This window comes from Pseudomonas hygromyciniae (assembly GCF_016925675.1).
GTDB classification, from domain to species: domain Bacteria; phylum Pseudomonadota; class Gammaproteobacteria; order Pseudomonadales; family Pseudomonadaceae; genus Aquipseudomonas; species Aquipseudomonas hygromyciniae.
This window is the reverse complement of the sequence record NZ_CP070506.1, coordinates 327,731-343,003: the sequence shown is the minus strand read 5'-3', so window position 1 is coordinate 343,003 and position 15,273 is coordinate 327,731. Positions and strand designations below refer to the sequence as shown.

Here is a 15,273-nt window from a genome sequence, read left to right as displayed (position 1 = left end):
CGCGGACCTCCCGGCGTTATACTCTGCGGCTAAATTTTGAAATCGACATACAAGGACTCGCCCATGAAAGCGTTCGGCAAAATCCTGGGTCTGGTACTTCTCGGGCTGTTGCTGATCATTGTGGCTCTGGGCTTTGCCCTGACCCACCTCTTCGATCCCAACGACTACAAAGACGAGATTCGCCAGATTGCCCGCGACAAGGCCCACATCGAGCTGACGCTCAATGGCGATATCGGCTGGAGCCTGTTCCCCTGGCTGGGCCTGGAGTTGCATGAGGCCAGCGTGGCCACCCTGAACAACCCTGCCCAACCATTTGCCGACCTGCAGATGCTCGGCCTGTCGGTGCGCGTGCTGCCGCTGCTGCGCCGCGAAGTGCAAATGAGCGATGTACGCGTCGAAGGCCTGAACCTGCGCCTGACCCGCGACAAGCAAGGCCATGGCAACTGGGAAGATATCGGCAAGGCTCCGCCCGTTGCGGCTACCACCAGCGCCGAAGTGCCCGCCACGACTGCGCCAGCTACCGCGCCAACGCCTGAGAAACCGGCCCAGCCAATCCGCCTGGACATCGACAGCCTGACGGTCAATAACGCCCGCATCGAGTACAACGACGAGCAGACCGGCAAGCAATTGAGCGCCGAAAGCATCCAACTGAGCACCGGTGCCGTGCATGAAGGCGCGAGCATTCCGGTCAAGCTCACCGCATTCTTCAGCAGCAACCAGCCGGTCATGCGGGTCAAGAGCGAGCTCAGTGGCGAGCTGCGTTTTGATCGCGCCCTCAAGCGCTATCAGTTCGAAGACATGAAAGTCGCCGGCGAAGCCACGGGCGAGCCCCTGCAAGGCAAGACTGTAACGTTTGCCACCCAGGGCCAGTTGCTGGTGGACCTGTCGGCGAACATCGCCGAGTGGACCGGCCTCAAGCTCTCGCTCAACCAACTACGGGCACTGGGCGAACTGAAGGTCCACGACCTGGATAAAACCCCACAGATCAGCGGCGCCCTGTCGATTGCCCAGTTTGACCTGGCCAAGCTCCTCGACAGCGTCGGCCAACCACTGCCAGCCATGGCCCCAGAGAGCCTGAGCAAGGTCGAGCTGGTCAGCCGCCTGCAAGGCACGCCGTCGAGCATGGCGCTGGAAGACCTCAACCTGAAAGTCGATGGCAGCACCTTCACCGGGCGCCTGGCGGTGGAAGACTTTGCCAAGCAATCCCTGCGTGTGCAGTTGAAGGCCGACACGTTCAACGCCGACCACTATCTGCCCGCCAAGTCCGAGGCCGCCAACAGCGCCGCCGTCGCGCGCCAGGCCGAAGTGCAGAGCAGCGAAGCCGGGGCCATGGCCGCCGGCGGCACCACGCCGTTGCCGGATGCGCCGACCAAAGGCGCCTGGAGCACCGACAAGCTGCTGCCGCTGGCACGCCTGCGTACCCTGGATGTGATTGCCGACCTGTCCTTCGGCCAACTGACCCTCAGCCAGTTGCCCATCGAGAACGCCACCCTCAAAGCCTCTGGCCAGGGTGGTCAGCTCAAGCTCGACACCTTGAGCGGCGGCCTCTACAACGGCACCTTCCAGGCCAACGGCAACCTCGACGCCCGCGAAGATGTACCGCTGTTGGCACTGCAGACCAAAATCAAGCAAGTGCCAGTCGAACGCATCCTGCAGGCCCAGGGCAAAACCCCACCGGTCAAAGGCCAGATCACCCTCGACAGCAACCTGACGGGGCGCGGCAACAGCCAGAAGGCGCTGATCGACAGCCTCAATGGCACCGCCAGCTTTGTGATCAACAATGGCGTGCTGCTCAACGCCAACATTGAGCAACAGCTGTGCACCGGCATCGCCCTGCTCAATCGCAAGACCCTGGCCAGCGAACCGCGCGGCAAGGACACACCGTTCCAGGAGCTCAAGGGCAACCTGACCTTGCGTAACGGCGTGGCCAGCAACCCGGACCTGAAAGTGCGGATCCCCGGCCTGACCGTCAACGGCAATGGCGACATTGATCTGCGCGTGCTGGGCATGGACTACCGTGTGGGCATCATTGTCGAGGGTGACAAGCGCGACATGCCGGACCCGGCCTGCCAGGTCGGCTCGAACTTCCGAGGCATCGAAGTCCCGCTGCGCTGCCGTGGGCCGCTGGAGCTGGGAGCCAAGGCCTGCCGCCTGGACAAGGACGGCCTGGGCCAGGTTGCGGCCAAGATGGCCGGCAACAAGCTCAGCGAGAAAATTGAAGAGAAACTCGACAAGGTCAATCCCAAGCTCAAAGACGCCCTCAAAGGTTTGTTCAACCGATGAGAGACGAGCAATTCTCAGCGGCCGTGCTGGACTGGTACGACCGCCATGGTCGCCATGACCTGCCTTGGCAGCAAGGCATTACCCCGTATCGGGTGTGGGTCTCGGAAATCATGCTGCAACAGACCCAGGTCAGCACCGTGCTCAACTACTTCGACCGTTTCATGACCTCGCTGCCAACGGTCGAAGCCCTGGCCGCCGCGCCCGAAGATGAAGTGCTGCACCTGTGGACCGGGCTCGGTTACTACACCCGGGCGCGCAACCTGCAAAAGACCGCGAAGATTGTCGTCGCCGAATACGGCGGCGAGTTTCCCCGCGATGTAGAAAAGCTTACCGAGCTGCCGGGCATCGGCCTGTCCACCGCCGGCGCCATCGCCAGCCTGAGCATGGGCCTGCGCGCACCGATCCTCGACGGCAACGTCAAGCGCGTGCTGGCACGCTTTACCGCCCAGGAAGGCTATCCGGGCGAGCCCAAGGTGGCCAAGCAGCTGTGGGCCACTGCCGAGCGTTTTACCCCCCACGACCGCGTCAACGCCTACACCCAGGCGATGATGGACATGGGCGCCACCCTCTGCACCCGCAGCAAGCCCAGTTGCCTGCTGTGCCCCCTGGAAAAGGGCTGCGAAGCGCACATGCTGGGCCTGGAAACCCGCTACCCGATCCCCAAGCCACGCAAGACCATCCCGCAAAAGCGCACGCTGATGCCCTTGCTGGCCAACCAGGAGGGCGCGATCCTGCTTTACCGTCGCCCTTCTACGGGCCTGTGGGGCGGGCTGTGGAGCCTGCCGGAGCTGGACGACCTGAACGACCTGGAACACCTGGCCAACCAGCACTCGCTGGCGCTGGGCAAGCAACAGGAGCTACCGGGGCTGGTGCACACCTTCAGCCACTTCCAACTGGCTATCGAACCCTGGCTGGTGCAGGTCGAGGAATCGGCCCATCACGTGGCCGAGGCCGACTGGCTCTGGTATAACCTCGCCACCCCGCCGCGCCTGGGCCTTGCCGCCCCGGTGAAAAAACTGCTGAAGCGCGCGGCCGACGTATTGAACGCAGGAGTTTCGTCATGACCCGCACCGTTATCTGCCGCAAGTATCACGAAGAACTGCCCGCCCTGGAGCGCGCCCCGTTTCCGGGAGCCATGGGCCAGGACATTTTCGACCACGTTTCCGCCAAGGCCTGGGCCGACTGGCAGAAGCACCAGACCCTGCTGATCAACGAAAAACGCCTGAACATGATGAATGCCGAAGACCGCAAATATCTTCAGGGCGAGATGAAGAAGTACTTTTCCGGCGAGGATTACGCCAAGGCCGATGGCTACGTGCCGCCTGCTCAATAATTGAGCAAAAAACGGGGTCGGCACGTAAGCGACGGTAATAATTAAATATTTTTTGAAAACTTGCTTGACGACCCCCTGAAAAACCCGTTTAATGCGCCCCGTTGCCCAGATAGCTCAGTCGGTAGAGCAGGGGATTGAAAATCCCCGTGTCGGCGGTTCGATTCCGTCTCTGGGCACCACTAATTAGTTTCAGGTGGTGCAAACGTCATCTGAAACACACAAGAAACCCGCCTAGTGCGGGTTTTTTGTTGTCTGCGATTTGGTACGCCAGCGCCCCTCTGGTTACTTTAAGGTTAACGCCAAGCCTCACCGGCACTTGATGTGTTATTTATCGGGCTGCTCAATCGTCTAGCCTTAATCCAATCTTCAGCAAGGTAGTTACTTCCATGAACCGGTACTTGTTCTGCACGCTGTTAATGCTGACAGCGCTGCTCAGCGGATGCGCCACGACGATGGACGTCGCGATCAACGCAACCCCTGACCCGGACTATCACTTTGATCGACAGGCGCCAGTGCTGGTGACGTCGGTCAGCGGCAATGGCGAGAACGCGCTCAACGCCCGCTACTATCTGCGCGATATGGTCAGCGCCATGAAGGACCAGGGCTTTCGCGAGGTCTATACCGACATGACCCTGCCCAAGAACCGGGCACCGAAAATCACGATCACCCTCGACATCGACAGCCACCAGGTGACCTATCGCTATACCGCCACCGACTATGGGCAAGTGCCAACCAGCACTTCCACGGTGTGCAAGAACAGTAAGAAAAAAAGCGACCAGATGATCTGCACCAGCACGCCGAACACCACCTATGGCCCGGTGGGCAGCTCGGAGCGCACCGCCTACACCACGCTCACCACCTTCACCGCCACGGCCCGGGATGAAGCGAGCAAACGTGCGGTGTACCTGCTGCGAGTGACGTCCTACAACGAGGACTGCCAGGCTGCCAAGGTCGAGGCCTTCCTGGTGCAGCAGGGCCTGCAGAACCTGAATTTCCAGGATCGCGTGCAACGCAACTACAGCGTCACGATGCCCGAAGGGTATCGCTGCAAATAATTCATCCATGATGACGGTCACTTCGGAGTCAGCGGTCTCGGGCCCCAGCCCAGGATCAAAGACTCCGCAGCCTTGATCGCTCCCTCCCCGCGCAAGACCGCCCTATCGCCACCCCACGCATCGAATGCCTGCGGCCAAAAATCCAGGATTGACCAGCATTCAACGTTGCTAATAGCAATTATTATCATTTAAGCTGGCGCGCAAAATATCCTCCCCCTGCATCACTAAAAATAATCAAGGAGCTGCAATGCCCTCTGCACGCGAGCCAGGTTCATGGTTGAAGGCGCTCGGCCTTGCCCCCTTCGGATTCGCTTCGATGCTGGTCCCGGTCGCAAACGCGGCCCAGGAAACAGGCCAGCTCGAACTGCCCAGCCAAAGTATTACGGCAACTGCCTCAGAAGAAATCGCAGACGGCCCGATCAAAGGCTATGTCGCCAAGCGCAGTACAACGGGGGCCAAGACCGACACTCCGATTACTGAGATCCCCCAGTCGATTTCCGTCATCAGCGCCGACCGTATGCGTGATCAGGGCGCGCTGACCGTGCAAGACGCGTTGCGTTATGTGGCCGGGGTGCGCGCCGAAACCTTCGGGCTCGATAGCCGGGGAGACTGGTCGAAAGTGCGGGGCAGCTCACCTGCCCTGTTCCTTGATGGCTTACAGCAGAGCTTCGGCACTTACACTAACGTGCGCACCGATCCCTTCACCCTGGAACGCCTCGAAGTGCTCAAGGGCCCGGCGTCAATGCTTTATGGGCAAAGCCCGGTGGGGGGCTTGATCAACCAAGTCAGCAAACGCCCCAAGGCCGAACAACACACCGAACTGCAACTGCAATACGGCAATTACAACCGCAAGCAGGTCGCCGTCGACACCACGGGCTCCCTGAACCCACAAGGCACGCTGTTGTACAGGCTGGTGGCGATTCAACGGGACAGTGACACTCAGGTTGACCACGTCAAAGATAACCGCCAGGTCCTGATGCCATCGCTGACTTGGCGCCCCAACGAAAATATCGACTGGACCCTACTGGCCAACATCCAGCGCGATGACAGCGGCTCCACCACGCAGTTCTTCCCACATAAAGGCACGGTCTGGAATGCGCCCTATGGCCGGATCCACAGCAACCGATTCGCCAGCGAGCCAGGATTCGACGAATACGACAGTGACCAGACAGCCCTGACGTCGCAATTCTCGTGGCACGTGAACGACACATGGACGCTGCGACAAAACCTGCGCTGGCAGAAAAGCAAAGTCAGCTACCAATCGATTTATGCAAAATTCGCAAGAAATCCACCGTTTAACGCCGATAACCAGACCCTCGACCGTGTCTATTACGTTTCCAAACCAGAGGTCAAAGTCTGGGTCGCCGACCAAAACGCCGAGGCCCGATTTGACACCGGCCCGCTACAACACACGCTGCTGCTGGGGGGCGACTACCAGCACGCTGTCTCCAACCGCGACGGCGCCAGCGGCGCGGCAACACCCCTGAACGTGTACAACCCGGTGTATGGCACCTTTGATCCCTCTGTCATTCGCCTCACCGCAGACCCGGAACAACGGGTCATGCAGCGCGGGCTCTATGCCCAGGACCAGATCAAATACGAGCAGTGGTTACTGACCCTTGGCCTGCGCAAGGATTGGGCCTCCAGCCAGACCCAAGGCAAGGCCCAGCAAAAAGACGACAAGGTGACCGGTCGCGCGGGCCTGACCTACCTGTTCGACAACGGCATAGCCCCCTACTTGAGCTACAGCGAATCATTCCAGCCGCAAATCGGCCTCAACCAGCGAACGCTTGACCCCTACGTACCGCTCAAGGGCAAACAGTGGGAGTTGGGTGTGAAATATCAGCCCGTTGGCAGCAACAGTCTCTATACCGCTGCGGTGTATGACATTCGCGAGCAAAACCGCCGCATGCCCGACCCCCTGGATGCGATGAACACCCTGCAAAGTGGTGAAACACGCGCCCGTGGGCTGGAGCTCGAAGCTCTGGTGACGGTCACGCCCGACTGGGACCTGATTGGTACCTACAGCTACACCGACACCACCGTCCTCAAGGGCTCACCCGCCGAACAAGGCAAACGCCTGGCCAGTGTTCCAGAGAACATGGCGTCGGTATGGAGCCAGCATCGGTTCAGCATCGGTGACCTATCCGGGTTCAGTGTCGGTGCAGGCGTTCGCTATGTAGGAACAAGCTGGGATGGGGCCGACCGCCTGAAAACGCCATCTACCACCCTGGTGGATGCGATGCTCGGGTACCAATACCAGAACTGGAACCTGACCCTCAACGCGACCAATCTTGAAGACAAGACCTACTACACGACATGCCTGGCGCGAGGCGACTGCTTCATCGGCAACCGCCGCACGCTCGTCGGTACGCTGGCCTACAACTTTTGATCGCGCTTTAAGATCACGGCACGCGAAACACCAGCAGCGGGTTGTCATTGAGGCGCCCATTGAACACTGGAGCCAGGTGCTCCAGCGGCGTGCCTTGCAGCAGTTGGGTTTCCTTGCGCGCGACGATGACCCAGGACGAGCGCGGCAGCGCGCTCAATTGCGCAAGGTTGTCACGCCCGACAAACAGCGGCTGCTCGTCATGGTCCAGGTTCATGATGTAGCGAATGGCCCAGGTATCCTTGCCGAGGTTGAGAAACACCAACGGCCCGGGGTTCTCGGCGCGCAGGGTTTGCACCGCCCCCACAAAGGTTTTGGTGTCGAATTGCAGATCCTTGGCCGGCTCGACAACCGTCACCAATACCAGCCATTGAGTGCCCAGCGCGATCAGGCTGAGCACCACCAGTCGCGCCCCCACACGGCCGCGCAAACGGCGCCAGGCAACCACCGCCGCCAGTTGCAGGACGATCAGCAGCGCAATCAATCCCGGCACCGAAACATCCGGCCAGAAACCGTGCTTGCTCCACAGGTGCCGGCAAACCAATACCACGACAACTCCCAGCAGCGGCAGGATCGCCACCAGCCACTCATAACCCCGACGCACGCCAAGCAACCAACCCCGGGCCTGAAGCAGCCCATAGGCCGCCACAGCGGCAAACATCGGGACCATGGGCACGATGTAGTAGGCGCGCTTGAAGTTCGGCACCGACAACCCCAGCAGGATCATCAAGCCACAACCACCCAGGCGCAGCATCAACCGCACATCGGCATCATCTTTGCGCGTCGTCCATGTGTGACGCAGGGCAATCAACGTCGCCAGCGCCAGCGGTATCACCGGGAAATAACGATACAAGCTCAGTTGAAGGTAGAAGTAGAACGGTTCACCGCTTTCATCGAGGCGACCGGCCACCTGCATCTTCTGCACCTCGTCGGCAAACCCTTCACCACCGCTGATCCGCGCCAGCTTCAGCAGCACCCACCAACAGGCCAAGAGCAGGACCAGGCCGATTACCCCGTGGGCAATTACCTTTTTGATTAAGCCAATCTTCTCTTCTCGCGAGCCAGCAGGCCCCATTGCCCAATACACACAGGCAACACCACAGACCTCGATCAGCCCCAAAGGGCCGCGAATGGCAAATGCCGCCACGAACAAGGGAAAGATTGCGTATTGGCGCAGCCTTGAGCCCAAACGCTCGCCGGTGTGCAGTAGGTAGAAACACCCAAGACACAGCAGCGAGACCATCTGATCCAGACACACCGAGCGCGACTTCTCCAGCAATTGCGCAGTCGATGCCGTGAGCAATACCGTCAGCAACGCCCATGCCCGCCCAGAAGGCACCAGCAAACGATAGACCAGCGCCATGACCCCGGCCGACGCCAGAGCGGTGGGTAGGACGTTAGCCAGGTCGTTAGGCGCACCGAACAGCCGGGCAAAGAACAGGCTGAAATAGGTCGCGGTACCCGGGTAATCCGGGTAAGGCTCACCGTAGGTGGTGGGGAAGAAGCTCGCACCGTGGCGAAACATCTCCTGCATAAACACCGCCCAGCGCCCGTCAAACCCTTGAGGCTGTTGATCCCAGATGCCTAGGGTAAATAGCAACAAGGCCACCAGGAAAACACCCAGGGCCTCCACACGAAAACGGTTGCGGTGTTCCATGCTTTAACCTGCCAGGCCGGGAGAGATGCAGGCGTATATTGCCGCCAGCGCGCCTGAATCGCGCCTGAACCAAATGCAACATTCCCTCCCTCACCACCGATCAGCAGTCACACTTAAAGATTACGGGCCTTTGCCCATCGATTTTGTTAGCGTCAACTTCCAATAAAAACTGCGCATGGGCAGCCCTTGCCCCATCGAAAGCGCATGGATCGAGGCCCGTCATGAATCTGCCCACCCACCTTCACCCCGAGGCATTCCGCGAGCCCGCCGCCGATAGCTACCCCATAGGCGGCTTCACCTGGCGTCATATCCGCACCGATATCGAACGCCCGGTAGTGATCATCAACGCCGCCACCTCGGTGCGCTGCCGGCACTATTCACGCTTTGCCGACTACCTGTTTGCCAACGGTTTTGATGTGATTACCTACGACTATCGCGGCATCGGCGAATCGCGCAGCGGCTCATTGCGCGGGTTCAAGGCCTCGTGGTCGGACTGGGGCCGGCTGGATTTCGAGGCAATCTTGCAGCGTGCGCAGCGCGAGTTTGCCGGGCAACCCATTGATGTGGTCGGCCACAGCTTTGGCGGCTGTGCGGCCGGGCTCGGAGCGTCGGGGGCGGCGATCAGGCGCTTGGTCACCGTGGGGGCGCAGTTTGCCTACTGGCGCGACTATCAAGCGAACGGCCGCTGGCGGATGTTTGCCAAGTGGCATCTGGTAATGCCGCTGGTGACCGCCGTATGCGGGTATTTCCCGGGCAAGCGCCTGGGCTGGCTGGAAGACACACCTGCCGGTGTCGTGCGCGACTGGAGCACACCCACGCCCACCTACGAGACGCGGCCCAGCGGGCGCGCCCTGGGCGAGCTGCCCTTTGCCCGAGTGAAGGCACAGATCCTGGCGGTCAGCATCAGCGACGACCCATTTGGCACGGTGCCCGCCATCGAGCGCCTGCTGAATTACTTCCAGGCCAGCGAGCGCACGCACTGGCGCATCGCGCCGATGGATATTGGCGAAGAGGCCGTCGGGCATTTCGCGTTTTTCCGTAGTGAATATCAGGATCGCTTATGGCCGATTGCCCTGGCGTGGCTGCAGCACGGCCAACTGGCGGCCGACACGCCGGGGGCGCAGCTGTAGAAACCCTTGGGATTTCGCCCGACCTGCGCTTCAATACGCCACCCAGATCCTGACCCAAGGACGTGAGCCCATGGCTTCGCCAGACAAGCAGCAAAAACGTGCCCAGCGGGCAAAAGCCAAGGCCAAGCAGAACCGCACCCAACGCGCCAATGCGCCGAAGCAGGATGCATTTGCCGGTGACGACGACCGCATTGATCTTGAGTCGGTGGACTTGACCGAACTGTTCGTGGAGATGCGCGTGGCCGGCGAGATCAGCCAGCAGGCGCTGTGTGCGGCGTTCCTGGCGCACCCGCTGCTGGCGTTGGTGCTGGAGCAGGAGGGCGAAGAGAACGCCACGGACTTTATTCTGGCAGCGCTGATCGAGTATCGGCAGTGGTCCACCGACAGCGACGATGAAGCGGCGGCGTTGGCGTGGATTGAATCGCCAGCGTTTCAGGCCGATTACGTCGCGGCGTCGCAAGCACTGACCACTTCGCAAGATTGATACAAAACCACTGTAGGAGCGAGCTTGCTCGCGAAGAACTCAAGAACAACGCGTTTACCCGGCAGCACGCGTTATCGTTGACGTTTTTTCGCGAGCAAGCTCGCTCCTACAGTATTTCGTGGCGTTAGCAGCCAGCAGGCCGATTACGTGGCCGCGTCGCAGGCACTGACCACTTCGCAAGATTGATACAAAACCCATGTAGGAGCGAGCTTGCTCGCGAAGAACTCAAGAACAACGCGCTTACCCAGGCAGCACGCGTTATCGTTGACGTTTTTCGCGAGCGAGCTCGCTCCTACAGTATTTCGTGGCGTTAGCAGCCAGCAGTCCAATTACGTGGCCGCGTCGCAGGCACTGACCACTTCGCAAGATTGATACAAAACCCATGTAGGAGCGAGCTTGCTCGCGAAGAACTCAAGAACAACGCGTTTACCCGGCAGCACGCGTTATCGTTGACGTTTTTTCGCGAGCAAGCTCGCTCCTACAGTATTTCGTGGCGTAGCAGCCAGCAGGCCGATTACGTGGCCGCGTCACAAGCACTGACCACTTCGCAAGATTGATACAAAACCACTGTAGGAGCGAGCTTGCTCGCGAAGAACTCAAGAACAACGCGTTTACCCAGGCAGCACGCGTTATCGTTGACGTTTTTCGCGAGCGAGCTCGCTCCTACAGTAGAGGGGGCTGATCAATTCAGCACTGCAGTCCCGAGGTTGCGGGCTCTGCGCCGGCTCGCCACCAGCAACCCCGCCACCACCACCAGCAAGCTCAACACACCGGTCGCAATAATCTCCACCCGGTGCGCTTCCTGGAACAGCATGATGGTCAGCGCACCGACGATAAATACGATCACTGCGTAGGTCAGGCCCGGAAACAGCCACATCTTGAAGGCAATCCTCTCGCCCGCCGCCGTACGTTTCTGACGCATGCGCAGTTGCGACACGGCAATCACCAGGTACACCAGCAGCGCAATCGCGCCGGAGCTGGCCAGCAGGAATTCAAACACTGCCGCCGGCGCCACGTAGTTGGCGAATACCGCGAGGAACGCCGCGCCCGTGGACAGCATCACTGCCCAATAAGGCGTGCCGCTTTTGTTGGTGCGTTTGGCCACCGCCGGTGCATCGCCACGACGCCCCAGGGAAAACAGCATGCGCGACGCGGTGTACAGCGCCGAGTTCAGGCAACTGGTCACGGCGACCAATACCACCAGATCGACGATCAGCTTGGCATTCGGGATGCCCATGCGCTCCAGCACAGTCTGGTAGGAACCTACAGCCGCCAGGGTCGGATCGTTCCACGGCACCAGGGCCACGACGATGAAGATCGACACCAGGTAGAACAAGCCAATCCGCCAAATCACCGAGTTGGTGGCCTTGGTGATTTGCTGGCCAGGGTTTTTCGATTCTGCGGCCGCGATGGTCACGATCTCAGTGCCCATGAACGAGAACATGGTGGTCAGAATCGCTGCGAGCACCGCCCCCATACCGTTGGGCAAGAAGCCTTGGGTGTCGAACAGATGCGATACCCCGCTGACCTGGCTACCCGGCAGCAAGCCGAAGATCGCCAGCACACCGAGGATCACAAAACCGATGATCGCCACCACCTTGATCAGGGCAAACCAGAACTCGAACTCGCCGTAGTTCTTCACGCTGAACAAGTTGGTAGCGGTCAGCAACAAGGTAATGACCAGGGTGAACGCCCAGATCGCCACGTCGGGGAACCAGGCGTGCAGGATGGTCGCGGCGGCGTTGGCTTCCAGGGGAATGACCAGCACCCAGAACCACCAGTACAGCCAGCCGATGGTAAAACCGGCCCAATGGCCGATGGCCCGGTCGGCGTAAGTGGAAAAAGAACCGGTGTCGGGAGACGCGACGGCCATCTCGGCCAGCATGCGCATCACCAATACCACCAGCGTACCGGCCGCAGCATAGGCCAGCAGCACGGCCGGGCCGGCTGCCGCAATCGCGTGGCCGGAGCCGACAAACAAACCGGCGCCAATCACACCGGCAATCGACAGCATGGTGACATGCCGCGGTTTGAGCCCCTGTTCGAGGTCATTGGAGCTTTGCGTACTACTCATTGACACACCTTTGCGAGGAATTGCGTATTCGGTCCACCCGGTTTGCTGCGCTTTCGTGAAAAGAAACAAACGGGGCGTTCTTTATTTTTTACGCAAGATTTGCGCCAAAATGTTACAAAGCCAAGATTGACGCGGCCTGTAGGACAATTCTCCAACGCTCGCAAGCCATTGAGATTACTGGCAATCCGCCACAACGTTACCAGCCGACTCACTTCCAGAACGCATGGGCGCACCAAAAACACACACAGAAAGTAAGTGACGCCCAATTAAAGGGCTGATAGGCACCGTTTACCCGTTTAACCCTTCCAACACCCGGCCAAAGCTGGCACCATCGCGCCCTTTTTTACGCGACTGCCACGGGTTTATCGGTTAAAACGGTTGTTCGGTTGTTGATGGCGCGACACGCTGCTGTGCCGATGCGACAACCTGTCACACACCGCCTGTTTAACGCCCGTGGCGCTGTTGGCTGTCATCCGAACGCTATGCTAGCTTGGCGCCACGCCAGGAAGGCGACCCAACAGCAGGAACGCAATGAACACAATGAGGACCACTCATGGCTTTGGCCGCGCCCGCGCTTGAAATCCGCAACTTGCATAAACGCTATGGTGAGCTGGAGGTGCTTAAAGGTATCTCGCTGACCGCTCGCGACGGCGATGTGATCTCGATCCTGGGCTCCTCCGGTTCCGGCAAGTCCACGTTCCTGCGCTGCATCAACCTCTTGGAAAACCCGCACCAGGGCCAGATCCTGGTGGCCGGCGAAGAGCTCAAGCTCAAGGCCGCAAAAAACGGTGAGCTGATGGCCGCCGACGGCAAGCAGATCAATCGCCTGCGCAGCGAGATCGGCTTTGTGTTCCAGAACTTCAACCTCTGGCCACATATGAGCATCCTCGACAACATCATCGAGGCCCCGCGCCGCGTGCTCGGCCAGAGCAAGGCCGAAGCCATCGAAGTGGCCGAGGCGCTGCTGGCCAAGGTCGGCATTGGCGACAAACGCCACGCCTACCCGGCGCAATTGTCCGGCGGCCAGCAACAGCGCGCCGCCATTGCCCGCACGCTGGCGATGCAACCCAAAGTCATTCTGTTCGATGAACCCACTTCGGCACTTGACCCGGAAATGGTTCAGGAAGTACTTAATGTGATCCGCGCGCTGGCCGAAGAAGGCCGCACCATGCTGCTGGTCACCCACGAAATGGGCTTTGCCCGCCAAGTGTCCAGCGAAGTGGTGTTCCTTCACCAGGGCCTGGTCGAAGAGCAAGGATCGCCACAGCAGGTGTTTGAAAACCCGCTTTCGGCGCGCTGCAAACAATTCATGTCCAGCAACCGCTAACGGAGCAACATGCATGCAGAACTATAAAAAATTCCTCCTGGCCGCCGCCGTTTCCATGGCATTCAGCGCCACGGCCATGGCCGAGACTTTGAAAATGGGGATCGAAGCGGCCTACCCGCCCTTCAACAATAAAGACGCCAGCGGCAACGTTGTCGGCTTCGACAAAGACATCGGCGACGCCCTGTGCGCCAAGATGAAAGTCGAGAAGTGCGAAGTGTATGTCTCGGATTGGGACGGCATCATCCCGGCCCTGAACGCCAAGAAGTTCGACTTCCTGGTGTCGTCGCTGTCGATCACCGACGAGCGCAAGCAAGCCGTTGACTTCACCGACCCGTACTACTCCAACAAGCTGCAGTTCATCGCAGCCAAATCCATCAAGGACTTCAAGACCGACGCCAACTACCTCAAAGGCAAGATCATCGGTGCACAACGCGCGACCTTGGCCGGCACCTACCTGGAAGACAAACTGCCAGACACCACCGCCAAGCTCTACGACACCCAGGAAAACGCTTACCTCGACCTGACTTCCGGCCGCCTGGACGGGATGCTCGCCGACAAGTACGTGCAATACGAGTGGCTCAAGAGCAAAGACGGTTCAGCCTATGAGTTCAAAGGCGACCCGGTTGTAGAAAGCGACAAGATCGGCATCGCCGTGCGTAAAGGCGACCCACTGCGCGAGCGTCTGAACAAGGCCCTGGCGGAAATCAAGGCCGACGGCACCTACAAGAAGATCAACGACAAGTACTTCCCTTTCAGCATCGAATGATCCTGATTGGCCAGACCGGCGCGCTGCGTTGAGCGCGCCGGTTTTTCGCAAGCCTTGCGCGATATGAAAAAACCATGAATTTCGATCTCTACGGATTCGGCCCCGCACTCGCTGCCGGCGCGCTGATGACCGTCAAACTGGCACTCACGGCGTTATGCCTGGGGCTGGTGCTCGGCCTGGCCGGCGCCCTGGCCAAGACTTCCCCGTACAAGTTCCTGCAATGGCTTGGCGGCGCTTACTCGACCATTGTCCGGGGCATTCCCGAACTGCTGTGGGTGCTGCTGATCTACTTCGGCACGGTCAATATGATGCGGGCCCTGGGGGAGTTTTTCGGTAACCCCGACCTGTCGCTCAGCGCCTTCGCCGCCGGGGTGATCGCCCTGGGCCTGTGCTTTGGCGCCTACGCTACCGAGGTGTTCCGTGGCGCGATCCTGGCGATTCCCAAGGGCCACCGTGAAGCGGGCATTGCCCTGGGCCTGTCGAAGCTGCGCATCTTCACCCGGCTGATCATGCCGCAGATGTGGCGCATCGCCCTGCCGGGCCTGGGCAACCTGTTCATGATCTTGATGAAGGACACCGCGCTGGTCTCGGTGATCGGCCTGGAAGAAATCATGCGCCACGCGCAAATCGGCGTGACCGTCACCAAGCAGCCTTTCACCTTCTTCATGGTCGCGGCCTTTATGTACCTGGGCCTCACCGTCCTGGCCATGGTCGGCATGTACTTCCTGGAAAAACGCGCCGCTCGCGGCTTTGCGAGGAGCACGCAATGAACGGC

Annotated in this window: 12 protein-coding genes and 1 tRNA gene; 11 read left to right on the top strand and 2 right to left on the bottom strand. The window is 60.0% G+C overall.

Annotation, left to right across the window (positions count from 1 at the left end; genetic code table 11):
- The first annotated feature begins 63 nt into the window (after positions 1–63).
- The 6 genes from JTY93_RS01445 (at position 64) to JTY93_RS01420 (ending at position 7,063) form a co-directional block, all read left to right on the top strand.
- A complete protein-coding gene (locus JTY93_RS01445) occupies positions 64–2,283 on the top strand; it encodes an AsmA family protein (protein WP_205477901.1) in 2,220 nt (739 codons plus the stop codon).
- Entirely contained in the window at positions 2,280–3,347 is a 1,068-nt protein-coding gene (gene mutY, locus JTY93_RS01440) for an A/G-specific adenine glycosylase (protein WP_205477900.1), read from the top strand. The genes JTY93_RS01445 and mutY overlap by 4 nt, the downstream gene beginning before the upstream one ends.
- Positions 3,344–3,616 (top strand): oxidative damage protection protein, encoded by a 273-nt coding sequence (locus JTY93_RS01435; RefSeq protein ID WP_205477899.1) that lies wholly within the window; start codon positions 3,344–3,346, stop codon positions 3,614–3,616. The genes mutY and JTY93_RS01435 overlap by 4 nt, the downstream gene beginning before the upstream one ends.
- Before the next feature lie 103 nt (positions 3,617–3,719).
- Positions 3,720–3,795: transfer RNA gene (locus tag JTY93_RS01430), tRNA-Phe, on the top strand.
- Positions 3,796–4,002: 207 nt separating this feature from the next.
- Positions 4,003–4,671: a YajG family lipoprotein gene (locus tag JTY93_RS01425; protein ID WP_205477898.1), complete on the top strand. Its 669-nt coding sequence runs from the start codon at positions 4,003–4,005 to the stop codon at positions 4,669–4,671.
- A gap of 316 nt (positions 4,672–4,987) precedes the next feature.
- The gene (locus JTY93_RS01420; RefSeq protein ID WP_205477897.1) at positions 4,988–7,063 is read left to right on the top strand and encodes a TonB-dependent siderophore receptor; all 2,076 of its coding nucleotides are present in this window, start codon (positions 4,988–4,990) and stop codon (positions 7,061–7,063) included.
- Between the two features lie 13 nt (positions 7,064–7,076).
- On the opposite strand, the gene JTY93_RS01415 is transcribed toward JTY93_RS01420, so the two are convergent.
- Positions 7,077–8,717, bottom strand: a complete 1,641-nt coding sequence (locus tag JTY93_RS01415; RefSeq protein ID WP_205477896.1) for an ArnT family glycosyltransferase — start codon at positions 8,715–8,717, stop codon at positions 7,077–7,079.
- 221 nt (positions 8,718–8,938) lie between these two features.
- On the opposite strand from JTY93_RS01415, the gene JTY93_RS01410 reads away from it, so the two are divergent.
- A complete protein-coding gene (locus JTY93_RS01410) occupies positions 8,939–9,847 on the top strand; it encodes an alpha/beta hydrolase family protein (RefSeq protein WP_205477895.1) in 909 nt (302 codons plus the stop codon).
- Between the two features lie 70 nt (positions 9,848–9,917).
- Positions 9,918–10,331, top strand: a complete 414-nt coding sequence (locus JTY93_RS01405; RefSeq protein WP_205477894.1) for a hypothetical protein — start codon at positions 9,918–9,920, stop codon at positions 10,329–10,331.
- A 682-nt stretch (positions 10,332–11,013) separates the two neighbouring features.
- On the opposite strand, the gene gabP is transcribed toward JTY93_RS01405, so the two are convergent.
- Positions 11,014–12,405, bottom strand: coding sequence for a GABA permease (gene gabP / locus JTY93_RS01400; RefSeq protein ID WP_205477893.1), 1,392 nt, complete (start codon positions 12,403–12,405; stop codon positions 11,014–11,016).
- Between the two features lie 553 nt (positions 12,406–12,958).
- On the opposite strand from gabP, the gene JTY93_RS01395 reads away from it, so the two are divergent.
- The 3 genes from JTY93_RS01395 to JTY93_RS01385 all read left to right on the top strand — a co-directional run bounded on the left by JTY93_RS01395 (position 12,959) and on the right by JTY93_RS01385 (position 15,268).
- Complete coding sequence (locus tag JTY93_RS01395; RefSeq protein ID WP_029295861.1) at positions 12,959–13,732, top strand: ABC transporter ATP-binding protein; 774 nt, start codon at positions 12,959–12,961, stop codon at positions 13,730–13,732.
- Between the two features lie 13 nt (positions 13,733–13,745).
- The gene (locus JTY93_RS01390) at positions 13,746–14,498 is read left to right on the top strand and encodes an ABC transporter substrate-binding protein (protein ID WP_205477892.1); all 753 of its coding nucleotides are present in this window, start codon (positions 13,746–13,748) and stop codon (positions 14,496–14,498) included.
- Positions 14,499–14,572: 74 nt separating this feature from the next.
- Positions 14,573–15,268, top strand: coding sequence for an ABC transporter permease (locus JTY93_RS01385; protein WP_057437111.1), 696 nt, complete (start codon positions 14,573–14,575; stop codon positions 15,266–15,268).
- The last annotated feature ends 5 nt before the right edge of the window (positions 15,269–15,273 follow it).

Coding starts and splice junctions, on each gene's coding strand:
- JTY93_RS01445 (WP_205477901.1), top strand. CDS start 64: ATGAAAGCGTTCGGCAAAATCCTGGGTCTGGTACTTCTCGGGCTGTTG.
- mutY (WP_205477900.1), top strand. CDS start 2,280: ATGAGAGACGAGCAATTCTCAGCGGCCGTGCTGGACTGGTACGACCGC.
- JTY93_RS01435 (WP_205477899.1), top strand. CDS start 3,344: ATGACCCGCACCGTTATCTGCCGCAAGTATCACGAAGAACTGCCCGCC.
- JTY93_RS01425 (WP_205477898.1), top strand. CDS start 4,003: ATGAACCGGTACTTGTTCTGCACGCTGTTAATGCTGACAGCGCTGCTC.
- JTY93_RS01420 (WP_205477897.1), top strand. CDS start 4,988: ATGCTGGTCCCGGTCGCAAACGCGGCCCAGGAAACAGGCCAGCTCGAA.
- JTY93_RS01415 (WP_205477896.1), bottom strand. CDS start 8,717: ATGGAACACCGCAACCGTTTTCGTGTGGAGGCCCTGGGTGTTTTCCTG.
- JTY93_RS01410 (WP_205477895.1), top strand. CDS start 8,939: ATGAATCTGCCCACCCACCTTCACCCCGAGGCATTCCGCGAGCCCGCC.
- JTY93_RS01405 (WP_205477894.1), top strand. CDS start 9,918: ATGGCTTCGCCAGACAAGCAGCAAAAACGTGCCCAGCGGGCAAAAGCC.
- gabP (WP_205477893.1), bottom strand. CDS start 12,405: ATGAGTAGTACGCAAAGCTCCAATGACCTCGAACAGGGGCTCAAACCG.
- JTY93_RS01395 (WP_029295861.1), top strand. CDS start 12,959: ATGGCTTTGGCCGCGCCCGCGCTTGAAATCCGCAACTTGCATAAACGC.
- JTY93_RS01390 (WP_205477892.1), top strand. CDS start 13,746: ATGCAGAACTATAAAAAATTCCTCCTGGCCGCCGCCGTTTCCATGGCA.
- JTY93_RS01385 (WP_057437111.1), top strand. CDS start 14,573: ATGAATTTCGATCTCTACGGATTCGGCCCCGCACTCGCTGCCGGCGCG.